General features: G+C 63.9%; 19 protein-coding genes. 9 read left to right on the top strand and 10 right to left on the bottom strand.

What is annotated here, in order from left to right; translation table 11 throughout:
• Positions 1-67: 67 nt before the first annotated feature.
• From ACQR1X_RS32330 to ACQR1X_RS32310, 5 genes are all read left to right on the top strand, one after another.
• Complete coding sequence (locus tag ACQR1X_RS32330) at positions 68-526, top strand: Crp/Fnr family transcriptional regulator (protein WP_434900349.1); 459 nt, start codon at positions 68-70, stop codon at positions 524-526.
• Positions 527-977: 451 nt separating this feature from the next.
• Entirely contained in the window at positions 978-2,669 is a 1,692-nt protein-coding gene (locus ACQR1X_RS32325; RefSeq protein WP_316182168.1) for a PQQ-dependent methanol/ethanol family dehydrogenase, read from the top strand.
• A 151-nt stretch (positions 2,670-2,820) separates the two neighbouring features.
• On the top strand, positions 2,821-4,032 hold the full coding sequence (locus ACQR1X_RS32320) for a c-type cytochrome (RefSeq protein ID WP_434900348.1): 1,212 nt from the start codon (positions 2,821-2,823) through the stop codon (positions 4,030-4,032).
• A 69-nt stretch (positions 4,033-4,101) separates the two neighbouring features.
• On the top strand, positions 4,102-4,791 hold the full coding sequence (locus ACQR1X_RS32315; RefSeq protein ID WP_315804942.1) for a response regulator transcription factor: 690 nt from the start codon (positions 4,102-4,104) through the stop codon (positions 4,789-4,791).
• Between the two features lie 210 nt (positions 4,792-5,001).
• Positions 5,002-5,736: a response regulator transcription factor gene (locus ACQR1X_RS32310; protein ID WP_316182172.1), complete on the top strand. Its 735-nt coding sequence runs from the start codon at positions 5,002-5,004 to the stop codon at positions 5,734-5,736.
• Here ACQR1X_RS32310 and ACQR1X_RS32305 read toward each other — a convergent pair.
• Together ACQR1X_RS32305 and ACQR1X_RS32300 are read right to left on the bottom strand one after the other, a co-directional pair.
• Positions 5,690-7,042, bottom strand: a complete 1,353-nt coding sequence (locus ACQR1X_RS32305) for a hybrid sensor histidine kinase/response regulator (RefSeq protein WP_316216102.1) — start codon at positions 7,040-7,042, stop codon at positions 5,690-5,692. The genes ACQR1X_RS32310 and ACQR1X_RS32305 overlap by 47 nt on opposite strands.
• Complete coding sequence (locus ACQR1X_RS32300) at positions 7,039-8,211, bottom strand: FIST N-terminal domain-containing protein (RefSeq protein ID WP_434880484.1); 1,173 nt, start codon at positions 8,209-8,211, stop codon at positions 7,039-7,041. The genes ACQR1X_RS32305 and ACQR1X_RS32300 overlap by 4 nt, the downstream gene beginning before the upstream one ends.
• Before the next feature lie 213 nt (positions 8,212-8,424).
• Between ACQR1X_RS32300 and ACQR1X_RS32295 the strand changes: the two genes are divergently transcribed.
• Positions 8,425-8,796 carry a c-type cytochrome gene (locus ACQR1X_RS32295; RefSeq protein ID WP_316182177.1) on the top strand — a complete coding sequence of 124 codons (372 nt, stop codon included), beginning with the start codon at positions 8,425-8,427 and terminating at the stop codon, positions 8,794-8,796.
• 182 nt (positions 8,797-8,978) lie between these two features.
• On the opposite strand, the gene ACQR1X_RS32290 is transcribed toward ACQR1X_RS32295, so the two are convergent.
• The 8 genes from ACQR1X_RS32290 to ACQR1X_RS32255 form a co-directional block, all read right to left on the bottom strand.
• Positions 8,979-10,355, bottom strand: a complete 1,377-nt coding sequence (locus ACQR1X_RS32290) for an ATP-binding protein (protein ID WP_434900347.1) — start codon at positions 10,353-10,355, stop codon at positions 8,979-8,981.
• Between the two features lie 4 nt (positions 10,356-10,359).
• On the bottom strand, positions 10,360-11,013 hold the full coding sequence (locus tag ACQR1X_RS32285; RefSeq protein ID WP_315804948.1) for a response regulator transcription factor: 654 nt from the start codon (positions 11,011-11,013) through the stop codon (positions 10,360-10,362).
• 64 nt (positions 11,014-11,077) lie between these two features.
• Positions 11,078-12,397, bottom strand: coding sequence for a c-type cytochrome biogenesis protein CcmI (ccmI, locus tag ACQR1X_RS32280; protein WP_434900346.1), 1,320 nt, complete (start codon positions 12,395-12,397; stop codon positions 11,078-11,080).
• The gene (locus ACQR1X_RS32275) at positions 12,394-12,906 is read right to left on the bottom strand and encodes a cytochrome c-type biogenesis protein (RefSeq protein ID WP_315804950.1); all 513 of its coding nucleotides are present in this window, start codon (positions 12,904-12,906) and stop codon (positions 12,394-12,396) included. The genes ccmI and ACQR1X_RS32275 overlap by 4 nt, the downstream gene beginning before the upstream one ends.
• Entirely contained in the window at positions 12,903-13,439 is a 537-nt protein-coding gene (locus tag ACQR1X_RS32270) for a DsbE family thiol:disulfide interchange protein (protein WP_434900345.1), read from the bottom strand. The genes ACQR1X_RS32275 and ACQR1X_RS32270 overlap by 4 nt, the downstream gene beginning before the upstream one ends.
• Before the next feature lie 8 nt (positions 13,440-13,447).
• Positions 13,448-15,436, bottom strand: coding sequence for a heme lyase CcmF/NrfE family subunit (locus ACQR1X_RS32265; protein ID WP_434900344.1), 1,989 nt, complete (start codon positions 15,434-15,436; stop codon positions 13,448-13,450).
• Positions 15,437-15,735: 299 nt separating this feature from the next.
• Positions 15,736-17,139 carry an ankyrin repeat domain-containing protein gene (locus ACQR1X_RS32260; protein WP_434900343.1) on the bottom strand — a complete coding sequence of 468 codons (1,404 nt, stop codon included), beginning with the start codon at positions 17,137-17,139 and terminating at the stop codon, positions 15,736-15,738.
• Positions 17,140-17,224: 85 nt separating this feature from the next.
• Complete coding sequence (locus ACQR1X_RS32255; RefSeq protein WP_434886698.1) at positions 17,225-18,466, bottom strand: NAD(P)-binding domain-containing protein; 1,242 nt, start codon at positions 18,464-18,466, stop codon at positions 17,225-17,227.
• 417 nt (positions 18,467-18,883) lie between these two features.
• Here ACQR1X_RS32255 and ACQR1X_RS32250 point away from each other — a divergent pair, with 417 nt between their 5' ends.
• The 3 genes from ACQR1X_RS32250 to ACQR1X_RS32240 all read left to right on the top strand — a co-directional run.
• The gene (locus ACQR1X_RS32250; protein WP_434900342.1) at positions 18,884-19,762 is read left to right on the top strand and encodes a pyridine nucleotide-disulfide oxidoreductase; all 879 of its coding nucleotides are present in this window, start codon (positions 18,884-18,886) and stop codon (positions 19,760-19,762) included.
• A 12-nt stretch (positions 19,763-19,774) separates the two neighbouring features.
• Positions 19,775-21,133, top strand: a complete 1,359-nt coding sequence (locus ACQR1X_RS32245) for a cytochrome c3 family protein (RefSeq protein ID WP_315804955.1) — start codon at positions 19,775-19,777, stop codon at positions 21,131-21,133.
• A 491-nt stretch (positions 21,134-21,624) separates the two neighbouring features.
• A partial coding sequence (locus tag ACQR1X_RS32240; protein ID WP_434900341.1) for a cytochrome c3 family protein occupies positions 21,625-22,997 on the top strand: 1,373 nt, incomplete at its 3' end.

Below are 22,997 nucleotides of genomic sequence, written 5' to 3'. Positions count from 1 at the left end.
TCCCTCTTGCTGCCACAGGTCATCCTCGGAATGCCTGTCACTGAGATTATCGTGTCTCACTTGAGGGGTGCAGTCCACTGCCCTCGACGGGCGCCCATATGGTTATGACGCATTCGCCATCGGCAAGGCGGTGCTGTTTCACGTTAGCCAGGAGCGGTTCGAGGCGCTCATCAACGAGAGCAACGAGTATTATTCTGCGTTTGTTCGAATGGTCTGCGATCACCTGCGCGTGTCGATGCAGAACCTGATCATTCTCCGCAATCGGCGTCCACTTCACCGGCTTGCGCAGGAATTGCAGAGGCTCGCAGAGAGTCACGGGCGACAGACCAAGAAAGGGTTGGTCATCGATTTGCGATTGTCGCAGGAGGATCTTGCGGTGATGATTGGGGTCGGCCGGCAGACGATCAATCGTCTGCTCAAGAGTCTCGAGCAGGATGGGATTGCGACGGCAAAGTACGCGTCGGTCACGATTCATGACCTGGAGGCGATCGAACGCCTCAGCTCGAGCGACCCCGTGGAGAGCTAGACGTCACCAGGCCAAGGCAAGCTTTGCGCTCGGGTTTCCCTGTCTGGCACCGAGCCCCGCGTATTCCAGCGGCGGCCGCGCCTGAACTAAAAGATGCCGCTCTTCGGTCCGGTTTGTTCAAGGCGTCATCTCGAGAGAGGGCTTCCCTCGGTGTGGCGACCGCGAGGACGCCAAGCTTCCACGAGATCGCGCAGTGGAAGCGCGATAACGATCCTTCCGCTCGCAGGTCACAGAATTTCGATAAGCCGCTGAAAGGACGCCGTAATCGGCCTTCAACCCTGATCCCCGCCGCCTACTACCTTCCGCCTATGAGAGCCGGGCCGCGCTGATGCTGTAATCGCCCCGGTGCTTGCACCGCGACTGCTCATCTGGGGCCTCGCGCGCACGCGTCATACGAACACAACAAAGACATAGGCGGAGGGAACTGATGAATTTCACGAGCAGGAGATTCTTGGCTGGCATCTCGACGGTTGCCTTCCTTGTCGCCGGCACGTTGGGCGTCCGCGCCAACGACTCGGCGCTGAAGGCCGCCAGCGAGCCCGGCGCCTGGGCGATGGCCGGACATGACTACGGCAACACCCGGTTCAGCCCGCTCAAGGAGATCAACACCGAGAACGCCGGTAAGCTGTCGCTGGTCTATTCGTTCTCACTGGCCTCGCTGCGCTCGAACGAGGCCTCGCCGATCGTGATCGGCAACACGCTCTACGTCTCGACGTCGTGGGGTCCGAAATACGTCTACGCGCTGGATGCCGCGACCGGCGCGCGCAAATGGACCTATGAGCCGGAGATTCCGGACGATACGCTGCAATATGCCTGCTGCGACGTGAACAGCCGCGGCATCGCCTATGCCGACGGCAAGCTGTTCGTCGGCCGGCTCGACGGCAAGCTGAGCGCGCTCGATGCCGCCACCGGCAAGGAGCTGTGGACCTCGAAGGTGGTCGACTACAAGCAGGGATCGGTGATCACCTCGCCGCCGCTGGTCGTGCGCGACAAGGTCATCACCGGCTTCGGCGGCGGCGAGTATGGCGTCCGCGGCTCGCTGCAGGCCTACGACATCAACTCCGGCAAGCTGGTCTGGCAGACCTACACGGTGCCTGCGCCCGGCGAGCCCGGCAGCGAGACCTGGAAGGGCGACACCGGCTTGCATGGCGGCGGCGCAGCCTGGCTGGTCGGCTCCTACGATCCGAAGAGCGACACGGTCTATTGGGGCACCAGCAACCCCGGTCCCTGGAACACCGCCGTGCGCTCGACCGGCAATGGCGATTTCGGCAAGCTGACCAATCTGTATACGGCGTCCACGCTGGCGCTCGATCCGAACACCGGCAAAATCAAGTGGCACATCCAGACCACGCCTGCCGATGCCTGGGACTATGACGGCGTCAACGAAGCCATCCTCGCCGATCTCAAGGTCGGCGGCGCAGCCGTTCCGACCTTGATGAAGGCCGATCGCAACGGCTTCTTCTTCGTGGCCAATCGAGAGACCGGCAAGGTGATCTCGGCCGAAAAGTACGTCTTCGCCAACTGGGCGCAGAAATGGGACATTTCGACCCTGCGCGCGGTCGAGGACCCGGACAAGCGGCCGGGCCCTGGACATCCCGTCAAGGACGTCTGCCCGAACCTGATCGGCGGCAAGAACTGGCAGCCGATGTCGTACAATCCGGACACCGGCTTGGTCTACATCCCGACCAACAATGTCTGCATGGACTGGGCGGTCAGCGACGTCTCGTACAAGCGCGGCGTGTTCTATCTCGGTGCGGAATTCCCGACCAAGGAAGGCCCCGGCGGATTCCTCGGTGAGCTCATCGCCTGGGATCCCGTGAACAACAAGAAAGTCTGGTCGATCCAGGAAGACCTTCCGTTCAACGGCGGTACGCTCAGCACCGCCGGCGGTCTGGTCTTTTCCGGTAATCTGCACGGCGATTTCCGCGCCATCGACGCCAAGACCGGCAAGATCCTGTGGAAGAAGAATCTCGGCTCCGGCATCGGGGCCGGTCCGGTGACCTATTCGGTCGACGGCAAGCAATACGTCGCCGTCGTCGTTGGTCGCACCGCCTCGATCCCGGCGTTCCTGGGCGAGATCGGCAAGAAGATGACAAACGCGGCTCCCGAGGGCGGCGCCCTGTTCGTCTTCGCCGTCCAATAGCCGCAGAGTTCACGACGGCCACGCGTGTCCCCGGCCGCGGGGACACGCGCAGCGTTCGGCCAATCCGCATCAAGCGGACGAAGGAAGGCGGCCCGCTCGCGAGACCGAGCCGTACCATATAAACAGATAAACAAGACCTGAGGGATCGAGGATGCGCCTGAATCGCCGTCAGACTGGCTCGAATGGGCGGGCCGCCGCCGTACTGGCAGCACGCGCGACGGCTCTCGTCGCCTTGATGGCCGCCACCCCGCTGGCCTCGTCGGCTGCGGGTCTGGCCAACGAGGCGGAGCCGCTGCGGCTTTGTGCCGATCCGACCAATCTTCCGTTCTCGAGCAACAATCCAACGCAGCCGGGATTCTATCTCGAGGTCGGTCAGGCGCTGTCACAGCAACTCGGCCGCCCCGTGGCCTATGACTGGTACAAATCCTATTTCGGCAAGCGAACCGTGCGCGTGACGCTGCTGGGCAAGCAGTGCGACGCGATGATCGGCCTGCCGCTGTCAGCGGACTTCATGGGACCGGCCGTGATCTTCTCGAAGAAGATCGCGACCGAAACCTACGCACTCGTCAGCAGCGGGACGCTCATCGTCCACAGCATCGACGATCTCCGAGGCAAGCGTGTCGCCGTGCAATACCAGACCACGCCGCAAAACCTGCTGGCCCAACGCGACGACATCGAGAAGGTGACGGTGCTGACGCCGGACGAGGGCCTTGCGGCGCTGGCCCAGGGCAGGGCCGATGTCGCCTTCGTTTGGGGGCCGATTGCAGGCTGGCTGAACAAGACGACGTACCAGAGCGGCTTCCGGATCCAGCCGGTCGAGGGCGACGGGCTGTCCTGGGATGCCGCGATCGGCCTTGCCAAGAGCTCCGGCCAACTGCGCGATCAGATCGACGCCGCATTGCCGCAGCTCGCGCCGCGGATCGCCGAGCTCGCGGTCAAATACGGGCTGCCGAGCGAGCCGTCGATCAGGCTCGGCGCCGTGCCGCGCCCGATCAAGCTGGCGTCGACAACTGACCCTGCTCAGCTTCTCCGTCAGCCGGTCGCCGAGGCCGTCGTGACCAGCGTTTCGGACTCGACTGCGAGCGAGTCGAAGACCGAGGCGGTGACGCTAGGCAAAGAGATCTTCAATGGCACCTGCGCCCACTGTCACGGACCCGACGCCGTGCAGGCAGAACGCCGGATCGACCTGCGACGGCTGCAGACCCGCTACGGTGAGGACATGCGCGACAAATTTTGGACCACCGTGCATGAAGGCCGTCCTTCCAAGGGCATGCCCGCCTGGAAGGAGGTCTTTACCGACGACCAGTTCGAGAGCATCTATACATTCCTGCTGACCGTGCAGTCTTCAGAAACGGCAAATTGAGGGAGGGACACCGGCCCACATGATCTGCCGGATCCCCCGGCACGTGCTGGCAGCGAGTGAAGGTCGGACATGACGCGTTTTCTGATCATCGACGATCATCCCCTGTTTCGCGAAGCTCTCGGCAATGCGGTGCGTCTGGCGCATCCTGACGCCGAGATCTTCGAGGCGCTGTCGATTGCCGATGCCCTCAGCACCCTTGCGCTCGAACCCGACATCGACCTGGCGCTGCTCGATCTGACGCTGCCCGATGCCATGGGCTTCTCGGGATTCCAGCGGCTTCGCGCCGCCCATCCGCGGCTTCCGGTCGCGATCGTCTCGAGTGACGAGGACCAGAACGTGGTGCGCGAGGCGCTTTCGCTCGGCGCGGCCGGCTATCTGCCGAAGTCGACCTCGAAGCGCGAGCTGACGTCCGCGATCGAGCGCGTGCTCAGCGGCTCGATCTCGGTCCCGAAAGACTTCGTGCCCGCGGTCGAGCGCCACGGGAAGGGCTCATCTCGCGCGCTGCAGGCGCGTCTCGAGGAGCTGACGCCGCAACAGCTTCGCGTCCTCGACCTGATCAGGCGTGGCTATCAGAACCGGGAAATCGCCGGCGAGCTTCAGCTTGCGGAGTCGACCGTCAAGGCGCACATCACCGAGATCCTGAGAAAACTCCGCCTGTTCAGCCGCAACAAGGCCATCATCGAGATCGGCAAGATCGCGCTGAACGCGCCGGCCGACCGTCAGGGATCGCGCACCGCTTCGGGCAGAAAACACCTGTAGCGGAATTGTTGCGCCGCAAGACTTCACGGCCACCGCAGGCGTGGCGACGTCGATGGCGTCTTGGTCGTTGATTGATGCCAGCCAACGCGATATCGCTGATGCTCCGGTTCTGACGTTCCTTCGAAGACGCGGCGCGCACGCTGGTTGAATGTCGGATCCGCGACACTGAATAAGCCGGACTTTCGATCTGGCCGGGGAGGGGACAGGCACGTGGCTCGATTGCTCATCGTCGAGGACCATCCGCTGTTTCGCGAGGCGCTGGAGAGCGCGATCCGCGCCGCTCTGGCTGACGCCGAGATGCGCGAGGCGACGTCCGTCGACGTGGCCGTTGGGCTTCTTTCATCTCCGCCGAGATTCGACCTGATCCTGCTCGACCTCTCGACGCCCGGAACGACCGGACTCTCCGGCGTCATCCGCATCCGCAAGACCGCGCCGCGCACGCCGATCCTGGTCGTTTCCGCGCATCGGGACCCGGACCTCGTCGCCCACGTGCTCGCGCTGGGTGTCTCCGGCTACATCTCGAAATCGACTTCGAAGCAGCAGCTTGCCGAGGCAATCAACGCCGTGCTGCGCGGCGAGGTCCATGTTGAAGGCGGCTCCCTCTGCGCCGGCGCGCGCCGTGGCCGGCTTCCTGCTCAGGACCTCCTGAAGCGTCTTCACGAGCTGACGCCGCAGCAGCTGCGCGTGCTCGACCTTATCCGCCGTGGACTGCAGAACAAGCAGATCGCCTATGAGCTCGGGATCTGCGAGACGACAGTGAAGGTCCACGTCTCGGAGATCCTGCGCAAGCTTCGCGTCATGAGCAGGACCAAGGCCATCATCGAGATGGAAAAGATCGACTTCGTGAACCTCATCAGCGAGCCGCGCACGCCAGCTCGGGCGAACGGCGCTGAAGCGCTCATGACAGCAAGAACGACAACAGCGCGCGAAGCTCCGCAGGCCTGACCGGCTTGGTCAAGATCTCGAGCCCGTATTGGCTTGCTTCCCTGGCTGCGTCTTCGGAATAGTCGGCGGTCACGATCATGGCCGCAACATCTCGGCCAAGGAATTGCCTGATGTCCCGGATGGCGGCAAGCCCGCTCTCGTCGCCATCCAGGTGCAGATCCGCGATGATCGTCTCAGGGACTGCGCCGAGCGCACTCAAACGCTGCAAGGCGTCATTCAACGACGCTGTAGCTACGACGTCGCAGCCCCATTTTTCCAGCAGACTGACCATGGCCTCGGCGGTGGCCAGGTCGTTTTCGATCAGCAGGATCTTGGCGCCTTCGAGCCCGCCATAGTCGTGGTCGACGTGATCCGCGGGATGTGGATCCGGCAGTACGGCTGCCGGGTCTGCGCGGTCGAGCTCGAGCTTGAATGTGGACCCATGTCCAACCCGCGAAGCCAGCCTGACCTCATGGTCCAATGCCTTGGCGAAGCGACGAACGATCGACAGGCCCAGCCCAAAACCGGCCTGATCCTCGGCGCTCGGCCGACCGCGCTGGAATTCGAGAAAGATCGCTTCTTGTTGCGGCTTGGGAATCCCCGGGCCGGTGTCGTGGACCTCGATGCGAACCCGGCCCGCTCCCGGCCCCGGCCGGCATCCCATGACGACGCCGCCCTGCCGTGTGTAGCGCAGGGAGTTGGCGAGGAGGTTCTGCAAGATGCGCCGCAGCATCATGGCATCCGAGACCACGGCGATCGAGCACGGACAAATGCGCAGGGACAACCCGCGTTTGGCCGCGATCGGGGCGAATTCGCGTTCGAGCGGCTCGAACAGGGTCGAGAGCAGAACGGGCCTGACATCGGGGCGCAGGGCTCCGGCATCGAGCTTGGCAATCTCCAGCAGGGATCGCAGCAGATCCTCGAGCATGGCCAGCGAATGGTCGACCTGGCCGACCATGGCCGTTCCGCGATCGGACGAGACCTCGTCCGCCAAGGTCGAGAGCGTGAGCCGCGCGGCGTTGAGCGGCTGAAGCAGATCATGCGTGACGGAGATGAGAACCGAGGATTTCAGGGAGCTCGCCGCTTCAGCCTGCTGCTTGGCCCGAAAGAGGTCCTTGTTGGCGGTTTCGATCGAACGCAGCGCATCACGCAGCTGGCGCGTTCGCTCGCGCACCTGCTGATCGAGCGCAATCGCCGTTTCGAACAGTGAGAACGCGTTGAACTGCTGGTCCATCGAGCGTTCGACCCGGGACATCAGCGCGGCGTTGATCTTCCTGAGCTTGGCCGCCTCGCGCTGCAGGTCTTCCGGAGACGCCGCGGCGGTCATTGCTGCGTCGCTCCACGTCTACCGATCGCGACCCCGGTCAGCGTCTGATTGACATGCATTGAACCGTACTGCTCGCCATAGGTATGGAACCCGACGATCCGGTTGTCGCGATAGAGCTCGGACATTTCCCGCGCAAACTGATGCTGCTCCGCGTCAAGACGCCTGAGGATGCACTCGAAACCGATGAAGATCGAGACCTCGCCGATCTCGTCGCGGACCTCGGCCAGCATCTCGCGGGCGGCCGCCACGGAATTGCGTGACCTCGCCGCCGTCAGCACCATGCCTTCGTCGATCGCGCAGAAGAACCGGAGTGAGCCGTCAGGGCTGACGCGCTGAATCGAGCGCGCGAAATAGGAGCCGCCGACTCGCACCAGGACCGGATGGGCTGCAAACAGGAACGGGTCGAGCTCGGAATCGGCGATTCCGATCGCGCGGCAATATTCCTCCGCCGCCGGCTCGGCATTGAGCTGCTTGACGATGCGCTGCTCGAGATCGGCCTCCGTCACCACCATCTTGGTCGAGGTCGGCTCGAAATTGTCGCATTTGAACAGCCGGAACGGCAATGACGTCCTGATCAGGATCAGCACAGCCATGTCCGTGTGGGCCTTGCCGTCGTGAAAGACCCAGGTGCGCTCGAACCGCAGACCATCGCCGGCCGACCCGCCAACCAGGGGAATATTGTCGAGCGAGGCGTAGATCGCCGACATGATCGCCTCTTCGCGCTGGCACATGCCGTCGATCAGGACGAGTCCGAATACGCCGTCGTCGTCGCGACCACCGTGCCGCGACAGATCCTGCCTCAGCTGGTTGCCGAGGCGACGTCCTTCATCGACGCGAAAGCCCGACAACCCGAAGATGGGCTGTGCGAATACCGTGAAATCTTCGGCGGCAAATCCGAGAGCGACGACACTGTTGTCGTCCCAGCCATCGGGCGACAGCTCTCCGGCCGTCGTACAGCCGTATACGGGGATGTCCGCGAGACGGGTCGTCACCTCCACCATGAACTCGTTTGGATCGTAGTGGGGCGACAGGAAGATCAGCACCATCGCCAACCCGTCGGCCGGCAACTGGCTGCAAATGTCGGCCGCCGCAGCGGCCTCCGTTGCAGCCTTGGACTTTGCAGCAGTCACGCCAGACGGACGCGGGGGCCGAGGATCGGCGTCTCCCATCGGGCACCTCCCGGAACGACACTTTGGGTTGTTGGTGATCGTTCGTTTTTTTAGAAGATTAGGCCAATTGAGCAGCAACGGCAACTGCGCGGCTTGATCCAGAACAAGGACTTGGGCCGGGCTGTCGTCCGATCATCTGCCCGGATCTGCTCACCGCGCCTGGCCGGGGGGCTGGCCCGCGCCCGCTCCGGATCGAAAAGGGAAAGATCTCGCATGCTCCGCCGCATCGTTCTTGTCGCCGTTCTCGTCAGCCTGGCACCGAGCGCCCGCGCGCTCGACGGAAATCCGGTCGCCGGGGAAGGCATTTTCCAGCGCATCTGCCATAACTGCCACTCTGCCGAGATCGGCGTCAACAAGGTCGGCCCGAGCCTCTGGAACATCGTTGGACGCCAGCCAGCGGCCGTGCCGGACTACGCCTATTCGGAGAGCATGAAAAAGAACAACGCGCCTTGGACCGCAGCGGCACTGGATGCCTATATCGCCGATCCTCGCGGGGACGTTCACGGGGTCAAGATGTATTTCAAAGGATTGGCGGACGCGAAGGAGCGGGCCGACGTCGTCGCCTATCTCTCGACACTGAGATAGCGCGGCCGGGGAAGCTTGCGATTTTGCGGACGCTGCTGACCCGCGATGTTCGAAAGTAGCCTCTCACCGGCTACGGCTGGCGTCGTTGGCGCGCCGGCCCAGGGCATCTTGCCACGGTGATTTCCTGCTCCACTGGCTTCGTGCCGTATGCCGCTGCGGTCGCTTTGCGGGCACCAGTCATGTCAAGATGAGCCTGGATCACCCTTCTTTCGAAGTGCGAGCTTCAGGGCGGCGCCCCCAATTCGCGAATCCTCGATCCACAGTCGGCCATCATAGAGGCTGGTCAGGTCGCGGGCGATCGCCAGACCGAGCCCAGTGCCCGGCTTCGCGTCGTCAAGTCTCGTGCCCACGTCGAACACGCGCATTCGATGTTCGGCCGGAATGCCGGGCCCGTCGTCCTCCACCGTGATCAAGACGGAGCTGTCGAGATCCTCGATCGAAACCACGACGCGGTCACGTGCCCATTTTGCCGCGTTGTCGAGCAGGTTGCCGATGAGCTCGGTCAGATCGTTGGTATCGCAGGCAACGACGATGTCGGTTGCTCCTTCGACTTCGAACCGCCGGTCGTGCCCCGGGCTGAATTGCGAGTAGGTATTGATGATGCTTCTCAAGACGTCGGCGACGACCGCAAACGCACCTGCATTCGCGATCGTGGAGGCCTTTGCGCGCGCCGTCTGGTAGTCGATGAGCAGCGCCATGCGCGAGCACTGTTCCGACAGGATCTGCGCGTGGCCCTCCTGACCGGATGCTTTCAGCCGTGCGGCCTCCTCGTCGAGGATTGCCAGAGGCGTCTTCAGCGCGTGCGCAAAGCTTCCTGCGAGCACGCGAGCGCGATCGACCATGCTGAGATTTGCCGTGATCATTCCGTTCAGTTCGGTAACGAGCGGCATGATTTCCTCCGGCAGGTCCTCGGGCAGGCGTGTGGCCTTGCCGCTGCGCACGTCCACGATGGCGCGGCTCATCCGTTGCAGCGGCCGCAGGCCGTAGGCGACCTGAGCGTAGGCGGTGCCAACCATGGCGAGGGCCAGCAGACCCAGCGTCGCCATCAGTGTCAGATTGAGGTGCTCCATCTCGTCACTGATCAGTCGCTCGTCGGCACCGATTCGGATTTCGACGGGCTGCCCGAGACGAGACGGCTCGCTGATGTTTCGGACCATCCGCATCGGCCCGGTCGGTCCTTCCACATTCGCCAGCGCCGTGGAGGGAGGCAGCGAGCCCTCGCGGGTCTGGTCGGGCGTGACTGAAAGAGAGAGGTCGTCCTGTAGCGAGGGCGAACGCACGGTCTCGCCGTTCTGCAGGATGACCTGCCAATACATTCCGGATTTGGCCGGAGAGAAACGCGGATCGCTCAGATTGCGGGCGATGAACAGCCGCTGCGCTGCGTCGAGCTCGACGAGATCGGCGAGCTCGCGGGCATGATCCAGCAGGTCATGATCAAAATGGGCCTCGACGACACGGCGAATGACGATCGAGAGCCCGAGCCCGCTGGCGAACAAGACGATGGAAATCCAGATCGCGGCGACCGCGATCATCCGGGCTCGGAAGTTGCGGCTGAACATGGCTCTATCCGAAGCGATATCCCATGCCCCTGACGGTGCGAATGCAGTCACGTCCCAGCTTTCTCCTGAGCCGGGCAATGTAGACCTCGACCGTATTGGAGTCGCGATGGTCGCTGCTCGGATAGATGTGCTCCAGCAGCTCGGTCTGCGACACGATATGATCGGCGCGGCGCATGAGGAACTCGAGCACGCGCAACTCGAGTGCAGTCAGGTCGACGATCTCCCCGTCCTTCTTGACCAGGCCAGCCGCCGCGTTGAATTCGATCTGTCGGAGGCGGAGCACGGCCTCCGGTCTGCTGGAAACCCGACGGAGCAGCGATTTGACCCGCGCGACGAGCTCCTGGGCCTTGAAGGGCTTTTCGAGATAGTCGTCCGCGCCTGCGTTCAGGCCGTTGACACGCTCGACCCAGCCGCTGCGGGCGGACAGGATCAGCACCGGCAGCGTGTGCCCGGTATGACGCCAGCGTTGCAGCACGTCGAGGCCCGAAATGCACGGCAGGCCGAGGTCGAGGACCGCGGCATCATAGGGCTGGCTGTTGCCCAGCATCCAGCCCTGCCTGCCATCGGTGGCGAGATCCGCCTCGAAACCGGCATCGGCCAGGCTTTCCCTGATGCGCTCCGCGTAGACGGGCTCGTCCTCTATGAGCAGAATGCGCATTGCCATTCCTCCGGTTGCCGAACGGGTTCCGACGATGCGGACACGCGGATCGGGCCCTCGAACGCTATGGATTGATCCCGAGCTCTTTGGCTGCGTCAGCTATGCGCGTGCGCTCCGGGGCGTCCTCCGCAAAGACCGACAGTGCGCGTTGCAGCGACTGTTTCGCCGCCTCGACGTCACCCAGCACCACCCGCGAGCGGATCAACTTGATCCAGCCTTCTGCATCGCGCGGTGATTGTTCGAGTCGGCTCGCAAGGCCATCCACCATGCCCCGGATCATGAGGTTGCGATCCTGTGTGGACATGCTTTCCGCCTTGCGGATGTCCTCGGCGCGGGGGCCGCGCGGCTCCGCCGGCTCGCTCTGCGCGGTCTTGCCGGAGCGCAGGAGTTCCTGCATGCGCTCGGCGGACAGGTTCGGCCGGGCAGGCGATGGCGAGCCGTCATCCTCCCCGAGCTCGCGACGAAGCGCGCCGAGCCGCTGCTTGAGATCAGGCAGCCACGGCTCGTTCGGATCGGCCTCCGATACGATCGCCGTCCAGTCGGCCATCGCACCCCGTTTGTCTCCATCCTGTTCTTTCACGACGCCGATGAAGAAACGGGCGCGCGCGTCCTTGGGATCCAGTTTGAGTGTTTCGTCGAAATCCGCGCGGGCTTCGGAGTTGACGGTGCCGTCCGCGGCCCGCACCAGCGCTTCGCCCCGCGCGCTGCGGTACTCTGCCGAGCTTGGCCGCAGCTCCATTGCGCGCGCATAGGCCTGCGCCGCCTCCGCAAAGCGCTCGATGTTGAACAAGGACCAGCCCAGCAGCCGCCATCCGTCCGCATCCCTGGGATTTCGCTCCAGTCGGGTCTGCACACGCTGGATCATCTCTTCGACCGGCGGCAGTCCGCTGCCCTGCTGCGGGCGGTCGCGACCGTCCTGGCCGGCCATCTGCTCCAACGACGCAATGGCCTGGGTGCCGGCGTCCGTTCGCGCTTCGCCAACCGACTTCAGCGTCGTGCCGCCGGCGGTCTGGACCGGCGCGGCCGCGGGGACATCCGGGTTTCCGATGACCGCGTACAGGACGACCGAGCCGAACACCACGGTCATCGTGACGACGGCGAGCGCAAATTTTCGTTCGGAGCTGGTGAGGGAGGGCGCCGGCGGCTGTTCGGCGGCGGCTGCGGCGAGAATGCGCCGCTTGATCTCGCTGGCCGCGTTCTCGCCATCCGACTTGTCGATCAGGCCGCGTGCGGTTTCGCTCTCGATCTCGCGGAGCTGGTCGTGGTGGACGGCAAGTCCCTGAGCCGAAGCCAACCGTCTCCGCTCGTAGCTGCGGATGAATGGCGTCGATATGAGCACGGCGGCCACGGAAATCATCGCCGTCAGGATCAGCCACAGCATCATGAAAGGCTCCGTCGATCGAGGATCGCCTCGAAGGCTTCGAGTTCGTCGGCGCTGAGCGGAGCGACGTGCTCCGCCTCGGGCGCACTCGCATTGGCTGCCGCCCGGCGCACGTAGCGGCCGAAGCCGACGGCGGCCGTGAGCAAAGCGAGCAGGGGACCGATCCACAGCGCGATCGTATTCCACTGTAAGGGAGGCTTGAGCAGGACGAAGTTGCCGTAGCGTGCGACCAGGAAGTCCACCGCCTGCCGGTCGCTGTCGCCGGCCTGCAGGCGATCGCGCAGCAGCACCCTCAGATCATGCGCCAACGGAGCGTTGGAGTCGTCTATGCTCTGATTCTGACAAACGACGCAGCGCAGCTCCTGGCCCAGCGCGCGCGCGCGGGCCTCCAGCCCCTCGTCGCGCAACATTTCGTCGGGAAGCACCGCACGAGATGGCGACCAGGTCGCCGTCAGCACGAGCGAGCTGACGAGAAGCGCTTCGGCCGCGCGCTTGATCCGCCGGCAGTTCATGACTCGCTCCTGAGTGCCTTCAGCAGAGGTTCGAAATCGTCACGCCATACATCTTCGGTCAGCGGGCCGGGATAGCGGAAGCGGATGCGGCCGGCCCGATCGATCACGAAGGTTTCGGGAACGCCGGTCACGCCAAGATCGATGCCGGTCCGGCCGGACTCATCGGAGCCGACACGGGCATAGGGACTGCCATGCTTGGCAAGCCACCGTTTGCCGTCGTTCCGATCGTCCTTCCAGTTCAGCCCATAGATCGGGATCGCGGAGCTCGCCGCGAGCTTGAGCAGCATGGGATGCTCGACGCGACATCCGGGGCACCAGGATGCGAACACGTTGAGCAGGACCACGTCGCCCTGCAGGTCGGTACTGGCAAGACCGCCGCCCTTGCCGTCGAGCGACGCGAGCTGGAAACGCGGGGTCGGCTTGTCGATCAGGGTCGAGGGCATCCGCTGCGGATCGTTGGTCAGGCTGAAAGCCAGTCCAGCGGCCAGTGCGACGAAAACCGCGAGCGGTATGAGATAGGGTAGGCGCGGCATATCTCGTCCTATTCAGCAGGAACGACAGTCGGTACGGCCCGCATCGACCGTCGCGGAGCACCGACACGAAATCTCCGGTCGGCCAGCGAGATGAAGCCGCCGCAAGCCATCATCAGGGCGCCGATCCAGACCAGCGGCACCAGAGGGTGATAGTAGCTGCGCACCGCCCACGCGCCCTTGTCGTCGGGATCGCCGAGCGTCACGTAGACGTTCCAGAGCAGGTTGGTTCGAATGCCGGCGGCGGTCGTCTGCTGCTGTCTGACGGGATAGAAGCGACGCTCGCTGGAAAGCTGCGTGAACGGTTTGCCGTTCCGCGTGATGTCGAACGTGCCACGCTCGGCTTCGTAGTTGGGGCCTGGAAATTTTCCGATCGAGCGCAACTTGATGTCGTAGCCCGCGAGCTGCAGGCTCTGGCCCGGCCGCAGCATCTGCACCTTCTCGCTGGCCCACGCGGTCATCCCGGTAATGCCTGCGACGGTGACGCCCATTCCCGCATGGGCCAGCACCAGGCCGTAGACCGCGAGCGGGGTGGTGCGCGCGAGGTTGAGCGAGGTCGCCAGGGGAGTCGTCATGCCGAGGCGGACGCGATGAGCCAGCACCATCAGCGAGCCGATCACGAGCCAGACGGCGATGCCGAAGAAGAACGCGACCAGGAAACGCTGTCCGAACGTCGCGATGAGGATCGCGACAGCAATGAATGCCGCAAGTCCTCCGGCCAGGCGGAGTCGTTGCAGGGCCGCAACGAGGAGATCGCGCTTCCATTTCAGAACCGGGCCGATCACCATGGCAAGCAGCAGCGGAACCATGATCGGAACGAACGTCAGGTTGTAGTAGGGAGGGCCGACGGAGATCTTGTCGTTTCCGAGCATGTCGACGAGGAGCGGGTAGAACGTGCCGAGAAACACGGTGGCCACGGCTGCCGTGAGCAGCACATTGTTGAGGACGAGGCCGCTCTCGCGGCTGACGGCCGCGAACAGCGCACCGTGCTTCAGGCTTGGGGCTCGGATCGCATACAGCGTCAACGCCCCGCCGGTCGCCACCAGGATGAGCGCCAGGATGAATGCGCCACGCGAGGGGTCCTGTGCGAAGGCATGAACACTGGTGAGCACGCCGGATCGCACCAGGAAGGTCCCGATCAGGCTCAATGAGAAGGTCACGATCCCCAGCAGGATCGTCCAGCTCTGGAGGGCGCTCCGACGTTCGACCACCAGGGCGGAATGCAGCAGCGCAGTCCCCGCAAGCCACGGCATGAAGGAGGCGTTCTCGACGGGGTCCCAGAACCACCAGCCGCCCCAGCCGAGCGTGTAGTACGCCCATGCGCTGCCCAGCGTGATTCCAATCGTGAGAAAGCACCAGGCCGCGAGCACCCACGGTCGGACCCAGCGGGCCCAGCCGGCATCGACCTTTCCCTCGATCAGCGCGGCGACCGAGAACGAGAACGCCATCGAGAAGCCGACGTAACCCAGATACAGAAACGGCGGATGAAAGGCGAGGCCAGGATCCTGCAAGATCGGATTCAGTCCGTTGCCTTCGAGGGGAGCATCGACCAGCCGCGCGAACGGATTCGACGTCGAGACGATGAACGCCAGAAAGCCGAGGCCGATCATGCCGTGCACGCCGAGAACGTTGCTCTGCAGCCGCTCGGGAAGGTTCGTTCCGAACAATGCAACTGCCGCGCCGAACAAGGAGAGGATCAGGACCCACAGCAGCATGGATCCCTCATGGTTTCCCCAGACTCCGGAGACCTTGTAGAGCAGCGGCTTGAGCGTGTGCGAATTCGCTGCGACGACCTGGACTGAAAAGTCGGAGTGGACGAACAGCGACGTCAGGCATGCGAATGCGATCGCTACGAACAGAAACTGAGTCAAGGCAGCGTGACGAACGAAGCCGGCGATCATCGCGGATTGGCGGCGCAGCGCTACGAACGGAACGATCGACTGCACCAGCGACACGAGGAGCGCGAGAATGAGCGCAAACGATCCGACCTCCGCTGTCATTTGGTATCTCCGACTGCAGCGGATATTCCTGCAGCTAACTATCAAGTGTCTGTGATGCGCCGACAATCAATGCGCCGAATGAGGCGTCATTCGTACGGAATGATGATGATCCATCGACGTGCATCGTAGTTTAGCTGCAACTCGTTCGCACTCGCGGCCGGAGATCGGTATCATCGGGGCGTCTTGGTACTTAGCGTTATATTCATTGAGACATATCTCGCGAATCATCTGCCGCGCCGTCGAGCAGCGAACGCGAGGTCGACCGCATGATAGGCAGGAAGGCGAAACGAAATCGTCCGCTATTCCAGAAGCTTGGCGATATCGCCGTGACCGCTGGCCGCGGCGATGTCCGTGGCACGTTCGCGGCGCTTGTTCCTCAACTGCTTTTCGGCACCGGCGGCGAGAAGGCTGTGCGCAATGCCGATGTTCCCCTCATGGGCTGCCATCATCAGCGCGCTCATGCCCTGGCCGTTGCGCACGTTCGGGTCGGCCTTGCGCCTGAGAAGCTCACTGACGACATCCGCAAGTCCGGCGCGCGCAGCGAGGATGAGCGCGGTATTTCCGCCTCTTGTCGCGTGTTTCGGGTCGGCCCCATGGTCCAACAGAAGCAGCGAGGCCGCGTCGCTGCGGCCTTCGATGGCATTCAGCAACGGCGTCTTGTCGTCAGTGTCAGCGCGGTCGACGTCCGCACCTGCGCGGATCAGTTGTCCGATCGCGTGCGTATTGCCATTGCCGGCCGCGTGCCAGAGTGCGGTGCGGCCCTGCCCATCGGCGGCGTTGAGGTCGGATCTCTGAACGAGTTGCCGATCGAGCGGGCCATTGGGGCACGACGCGACCGCGATCATGAGGGGGGTCCGGCCGTCCGCCGACGCGGGCAGACTGCCGGAGGCGCCGTCGAGGAGCGCAGCGATCGCGGCGCCGTTGCAGCGGCTGAGCGCCATCAATAGTGCGGTCGTGCCATCTGCACGCGCTGCAGATGGGTCGGCCGCCTTCGTCAGCAGCAGTTTGATGATGTCTCCATGATCCTTGTCCGCTGCCAGCATCAAAGGCGTGTCGCCGCGCCGGTTGCCGGTGTTCGGGTTGGCTCCCGAGGCGAGCAGGAGCTCCACCAGCCGAAGATGCCCGGCGGCCGCGGCGATCGCCAGAGGCGTATCGCCGTCCTCGTTGACCGCGTTGACGTCAGCCTTCGCAGCGATGAGCTGGCGCATCGGATCGAACTGGCCGCGCAGGGCGGCGTCGATGATGGCCGGATGGCCGTTTCGCATGGCGGCCTGCGCATCAAGCGTCGGTGGCGGCCTGCGCGCAGCTTCGCGCGCCGGCTCCCTGGCGCGGGGTCGCGCGTCTCGGCTGGCCATGTCGGCCATCAACTGCTCGGCGGGCTGATAGCCAGCCGCCGCCGACTTGCGCAGCCACTCCCGCGCCCGGTCGGGATCGGCCGGTGTTCCGCGGCCCGCGAGCCACATCGCTGCGACATTGTACTGCGCCTTGACGTGTCCCTTCCTTGCGCTTGCCTCCATCCATTTGAACGCCAGCGTATCGTCTGCTCTGGTGCCGAGACCGGCGCGGTAGAGCGACGCAAGCCGGTACTGCGCCTCCGGATCCCCGGCGTTGGCGGCGCGCTCGAGCAGCTTCAGTGCGTCCTCAGGATGTCCGGCGCGGATCGCGGCATCGGCCGCCTGGCTCGCGAATGCTTCGGAGCTCACGCCGGCCGGCGCGTCGCCGGCCGGGGCGACCGACGGCACGGTCGAGCCGACGAGACAGATCAGGGGGATGATGACGTGAGAGGACTTAAGCCGTGCCATATTTCGTCTCCACCTCGATACCCATGCTCTTCAGGAATGCGGTGGGCAGAATGCCGCCGACGCAGACGATGACGGCATCGTTTCGGATCGTGCTCGTGTTGCCGCCGGCATCGATGTCGACGTCGTCGCTGCCGATCCGTTTGACCGTGGAGTTGTAGATGACCCGGAGCCGCCCCGATCGAGCAGCTGTTTCAGTCCGTTGACGGTTCTTCAGCTTGGCGCGGCCGAACGACTCGCTGCGATGCGACAGGGTCACCGTCGTTCCGGGCTCGTCGGCGATGGAGCACGCGGCTTCCAGTGCGGCGTCGCCGCCACCGACGACGAGCACGTGCTGGCCGCGATACTGTTCGGGGTCGATCAGTCGATAGACGACCTTGTTCTGCTCTTCGCCAGGAGCTTCCAGCTTGCGTGGCGTTCCGCGGCGCCCGATCGCCAGGAGCACGGCATGCGTTCTGTAGCTGCCGCGGTTCGTCCTGACGTCGAAGCTTTCTCCCATTCGCGTGACGGCCTCGACGCGCTCGCCGACGTTCACCTTGAGGCGGGCCTTGCGCACGATCCCCATGAAGAAGGTGATCAACTGCTCCTTGCTGAGCTCTCTGAAGTTGAACTTGCCCGCGAGCGGCAGCGTGAAAGGTGCCGTCATCACCAGCTTGCCGCGGGGAAAGTGCGCGACGGTGCCGCCAAGCGAGTCCTGCTCCAGCGTCACGAAGCGCAGCCGATGCTGCAGGCAGGCGAGACTGGCGGAAAGTCCGGCCGGACCGCAGCCGACAATCACGACGTCGAGCATGTCGGACTTGCCGATGTTCTTGACCTTGCGGACGGAGTCGATCGCCTGGCGCCCCTGTTCGATGGCGTTGCGGACCAGCCCCATCCCGCCGAGCTCTCCGGCGATGAAGATGCCGGGTACGTTGGTCTGGAACGCCTCGTCCACGTTTGGAATGTCGATGCCGCGCGTTTCGGTGCCGAACACCAGCGTGATGGCGTTCACGGGGCACACCGCCTTGCAGGCGCCGTGTCCGATACAATGCGAAGGTTCGACCAGCGACGCCTTGCCGCCGATCAGGCCGAGAATGTCGCCCTCCGGGCACGCCCTGACGCATGACCCGCAGCCGATGCACAAGGCAGGATCGATGATGGGATGCAAGGATGCCGGCTCAAGCAGACCGGCTTCCTTGGCGGCCGAGAGCTTCGCGACGCTCTTTATTTCTCTTCTCTTGCGCACCGCCATATAGGTGGCCCAGACGCCGAGCATCGGCGCGGCGTAGACGATCAGGAGATCGAGCGCCATGTCGTCTCGCTCCCTTGTCTTATGAACTAACAGCAGAAGAGAGCCGCTGGCCGCGAACTCCGCGTGAAGAGGTTCGATGCGGTGCTAGATGCAAATTCCTCTCAAGAGATGCCGACATAGAAATTCCAGAATGATCTGACGTCTTGGAGACAAGGATTGGATCATTCGTTGAACAGATGCCGTCGGCGGAAATATGGCTCGCACTGATTTCGGACTAATGACGTCGGTGTCGGAAGACGGATGGGGATGTTGCAAGTGGTTATCACTAAGTGGTCTCTCGACTGAGATCCGGAGATCCGCGAACGAGTCTGGCTTCCGCCAATCCGGCATTCGGGTTTCACAGGAAACGTCGAGGTCATGAGCAGAGCAGCGGTCGCTCGCGCGCGGGGCAATCCTCTTCGAGGAACCATTCCGGTCGTCATCACGGTCGTCGTTCTCGGAGCGATTACCGTGGGGTGGCTGCAGAAGGAGGAGGAGTATATTACGCCGGGCTCCGGCACCGGATACTGGCTCGGGATCTACGGCAGCGTCGCGATGCTGTCGCTGCTGGCCTATTCGATGCGCAAGCGCTTCAAGTCGCTGCGCGGGATCGGCTCGGTGCCGTTCTGGTTCAGGACGCACATGCTGCTCGGCGTCATCGGTCCCGTGCTCATCCTGTTCCATGCGAATTTCCAGCTGGGGGCGCTCAACAGCAATGTGGCGTTCTTCACCATGCTGATCGTGGCGATCAGCGGCGTGGTCGGCCGTTACATCTATGGCAAGATCCATATGGGCCTCCATGGCGGGAGAGCGCGTGTCAAGGAGCTGCTCGCCGAGGCCGAGGCAATGCGAACGGAGCTCGGTCAGGAGATGCAGGCCGTCTCGTTCGTGTCGCGGGAGTTGGCCGCCTTCAGCAAGGGGCTCGACAACAGGGTACCCCGAACCGCGCTGGGCAGCCTGCGGACCGGCGCGGTCATCGCAGCGCGCACGCGGCGGCTGCGCGCCAATGTGGTTGCGGAAGCGCGCCGGCTCATTCGCGCCGAAGCCAAGCGCGCGCGATGGTCGTGGTCCGAGCGGCGGCGTCGCGAGAAGCGAATCGAGGAGGTGGTGCGGCGCTACGCCGCTGCGGTACGCAAGGCCGCTGAGCTGACGTTCTTCGAACGATTGTTTTCGCTGTGGCATGTGCTTCATCTGCCGCTGTTTTTTCTCATGCTGCTGGCGGGCGTCGTTCATGTCTGGGCCGTCCATCACTATTGACGGAGTTGCGTGATGCGGTGGCGTGTTGCGGTCGTCGTCGCCGTCCTGGCCGGCGTTGCGATGCTCTCGGCCGGGGGGCGGGCGCAGACGTTGCTGGAGAAGCTCGTCATGCCGGGCCCGTTGGTCGAGAAGCATGCCAAGCTCGAGAGCGAATGCGGAAAGTGCCACGAAGCCTATACGCGGAAAGCACAGTCGGGCCTCTGTCTCGATTGCCACAAGGAGATTGCCGTCGATCGCAGGCAGCGTGAGCGCCTGCACGGACGCGACCAGGCGGCGCTGAGCCAGGAGTGCAGGCAGTGTCACACCGACCACAAGGGGCGTGGAACCGACATCGTCCAGCTCGACAAGGAGACCTTCAACCACGACATGACGAACTACCGGCTCGTCGACGCGCACAAGACCGTGCCTTGTGCGGGATGTCACGTCGCGAAGGTGAAGTTCCGCAACGCGCCCTCGACCTGTTTCGAGTGTCACAAGGCGATTGATCCGCATCGCGGTCGACTCGGTGAACGCTGCGAGAACTGCCACACGGCGGTGAAATGGCGCGCGACCAAGGAGTTCGACCACACCAAGACCCGGTTTCCACTCGTGGGCGCCCACAAGTCGGTCGCTTGTGCGACGTGTCATTCCGGTCAGCAATACAAGGATCTGCCGACCTCCTGTGGCTCATGTCACCGTCTTCAGGACGTCCATGGCGGCCGCTTCGGCGACAAGTGCGAGACCTGCCACGATCAGGACAAGTGGAAGACGGTCCGCTTCAATCACGACAAGACCCGCTTCCCCCTGCGAAATGCCCATGCCAAGGTGAAGTGTGAGGGCTGCCATACGGGTGATCTCTATCGGGACAAGCTCGCGACCTCATGCGTGTCCTGTCACCGCAAGCAGGATCCGCATCAGGGCAAGCTCGGCGAGCGTTGCGAGACGTGCCATAGCGATATGGGCTGGCGGAAGAAGCTCTCCTTCGATCATGAAATCACGCGCTTCCCCTTGATCGGCCTGCACAAGTCGGTGCCCTGCGAGGAGTGCCACCGGACGCCGACCTACAAGAACACTCCGATGGCCTGCGAGAGCTGCCACAAGGATTTCCACCAGGGGAAACTCGGCGGGCGATGCGCCAACTGCCACAATCCGAACGGATGGCGGCTGTGGCGCTTCGATCATGCGCGGCAGACGCGGTTCCCACTTGTTGGCGTTCACCAGAAGATCACCTGCGAGGCCTGTCACAAGGCCAAGTCGCCGCCGGACCTGAAGTTGCCGATGGATTGCTTCAGCTGTCATCGCAGCTCGGACGTGCACAATGGTACCTTCGGTCAGACGTGCGAGCGCTGCCATGTCGCAACGGGATGGCGCAACGTTCAGATCAGGAACTGATTCGAACGGCCGCCGTGGCTGCTGCAAGACGTCTGACATCGTATCGAGCTGATAAGAGCTCGCAATACTGATCAGTTCGAATGCAGATCAATGGCTTGCGTGATGGGCTTGCCGGACCATCGCGCGCGGGTGAGGTCAGAAACCTAAACCTCCATTCAGCTTGAGTTCAGCTTGGCCCAGTTTTGGGCCAGCTTTGCGCGTCTCTGGAAGCTCTGTCGTAGGCGTAGCGAAGGCTGCGTGATCTGGCCGGTGACTCCGTCATCGCCTAATCGATGCAGCGCTCGATCAAGGGAGCACGGAGCGTTTCGAGTATTCGGTGGCTGGGGAAGACGTGCCGCCGGGCCGTAGGGGGAATCCGCAAGAGTGTCTTGGGTTTGTCAGGGCGACCGCCGAGCGGCGGACGCTCAACGGTCTCGGCTGGATTGGGGTCGGCCGGTCGCCGTCGGATGTCCGGCTGGCGATCGAGTCGAGAGTGAAGAGCGGAGTTGGAGTTGAGCAGCTGCTACAGCAGACTGGGGCTGTTGGCGCGAGCCTCGCACCGCATGGTGCAGTGGCTGCTCGCCTGTGTGCTGCTCACTCTGGTGTTGGCAGGGCACGCTGCCGCGCAGAGCTCATTCGATCACGTCTCGACCGGGTTTCCGCTGACCGGAAGCCATGTCGGCGTGGAGTGCTCGTCCTGTCACGTCGGCGGGCGGTTCAAGGGCACGCAGACGCAGTGCGCCAGTTGCCACAACGGCGCGCAGACGGCGGGCATGTCCGTCAATCACCCGATCACCACGCGGCGCTGTGAGAGCTGCCATCAGACTTCGACATGGAAGGACGTCCGGGCGATCGATCATACCCAGGCGAAGGCGTCATGTACGACCTGCCACAACGGCGTGATGGCACGGGGCAAGTCGAAGAATCACATCACGACCGCAGCGCCATGCGATGTTTGCCACAGGTCGACGGCGAGTTTTCGCATCAGAATGAAGATGGACCACGCCGGCATCGTCGCCGGTTGTGCCAACTGTCACAACGGGACGACCGCGCGCGGCAAGTCCAGCAATCATCTCCAGACCAATCTGCCTTGCGAGTCCTGTCACACCAGCACGGCCAGCTTCGGCGGCGCGGCCTTCAAGCATGCCGCGACCGACACCAACTGCGCGACCTGTCACAACGGCAAGACGGCGCAGGGGATGACCACGCCGCCGCACATCCCGACCGGCATGCTGCAGTGCTCGAACTGCCACAGCAACACCGCGGCGAGCTTTGCCACCTACACCATGAACCACGCCGCGGTGGCGACGGCGCGCTGCGACAGCTGTCACAATGGCAGCTACACCGGCCAGGGCACCAAGGGAGCGCTGGGCACCGCGTCATACCCGAACCACGTCGCCACCGGCGGCGCGGACTGCGTCAGCTGTCACAGCAAGGCAGCCTCGGGCGGCTTCATCAGCTGGGGCGGTGCGGCGTTCAAGCATGCCGCGACTGACACCAGCTGCGCCACCTGCCACAACGGCAAGACGGCGCAGGGCATGACGACACCGCCGCACATCCCGACCGGCACGCTGCAATGCTCCAACTGCCACAGCAACACCGCCGCGAGCTTCACGACCTACACCATGAACCACGCCGCGGTGGCGACCGCGCGCTGCGATAGCTGTCACAATGGCAGCTACACCGGCCAGGGCACCAAAGGTGCCATGAGCACGGCGTCATACCCGAACCACGTCGCCACCGGCGGTGCCGACTGCGTCAGCTGCCACGCCAAGGCGGCCTCGGGCGGCTTCACCAGTTGGGGCGGCGCGGCGTTTGCTCACAAGGCCACCGACACCAATTGCTCCACCTGCCACAACGGCAAGACGGCGTTGGGCATGACCAC

The organism is Bradyrhizobium sp. HKCCYLRH3073, assembly GCF_051167995.1.
In the GTDB taxonomy this organism is placed as follows: Bacteria; Pseudomonadota; Alphaproteobacteria; order Rhizobiales; family Xanthobacteraceae; genus Bradyrhizobium.
This window is presented reverse-complemented; position numbering and strand designations above follow the sequence as displayed.

Bases quoted from the DNA above. Each gene is read 5' to 3' on its own strand.
- ccmI (WP_434900346.1), bottom strand. From the start codon at position 12,397: ATGATGCTGTGGCTGATCCTGACGGCGATGATTTCCGTGGCCGCCGTG.
- ACQR1X_RS32285 (WP_315804948.1), bottom strand. From the start codon at position 11,013: ATGCGCATTCTGCTCATAGAGGACGAGCCCGTCTACGCGGAGCGCATC.
- ACQR1X_RS32245 (WP_315804955.1), top strand. From the start codon at position 19,775: ATGCGGTGGCGTGTTGCGGTCGTCGTCGCCGTCCTGGCCGGCGTTGCG.
- ACQR1X_RS32270 (WP_434900345.1), bottom strand. From the start codon at position 13,439: ATGCCGCGCCTACCCTATCTCATACCGCTCGCGGTTTTCGTCGCACTG.
- ACQR1X_RS32290 (WP_434900347.1), bottom strand. From the start codon at position 10,355: ATGTTCAGCCGCAACTTCCGAGCCCGGATGATCGCGGTCGCCGCGATC.
- ACQR1X_RS32255 (WP_434886698.1), bottom strand. From the start codon at position 18,466: ATGGCGGTGCGCAAGAGAAGAGAAATAAAGAGCGTCGCGAAGCTCTCG.
- ACQR1X_RS32305 (WP_316216102.1), bottom strand. From the start codon at position 7,042: ATGACCGCCGCGGCGTCTCCGGAAGACCTGCAGCGCGAGGCGGCCAAG.
- ACQR1X_RS32295 (WP_316182177.1), top strand. From the start codon at position 8,425: ATGCTCCGCCGCATCGTTCTTGTCGCCGTTCTCGTCAGCCTGGCACCG.
- ACQR1X_RS32300 (WP_434880484.1), bottom strand. From the start codon at position 8,211: ATGGGAGACGCCGATCCTCGGCCCCCGCGTCCGTCTGGCGTGACTGCT.
- ACQR1X_RS32275 (WP_315804950.1), bottom strand. From the start codon at position 12,906: ATGAACTGCCGGCGGATCAAGCGCGCGGCCGAAGCGCTTCTCGTCAGC.
- ACQR1X_RS32315 (WP_315804942.1), top strand. From the start codon at position 4,102: ATGACGCGTTTTCTGATCATCGACGATCATCCCCTGTTTCGCGAAGCT.
- ACQR1X_RS32320 (WP_434900348.1), top strand. From the start codon at position 2,821: ATGCGCCTGAATCGCCGTCAGACTGGCTCGAATGGGCGGGCCGCCGCC.
- ACQR1X_RS32250 (WP_434900342.1), top strand. From the start codon at position 18,884: ATGAGCAGAGCAGCGGTCGCTCGCGCGCGGGGCAATCCTCTTCGAGGA.
- ACQR1X_RS32265 (WP_434900344.1), bottom strand. From the start codon at position 15,436: ATGACAGCGGAGGTCGGATCGTTTGCGCTCATTCTCGCGCTCCTCGTG.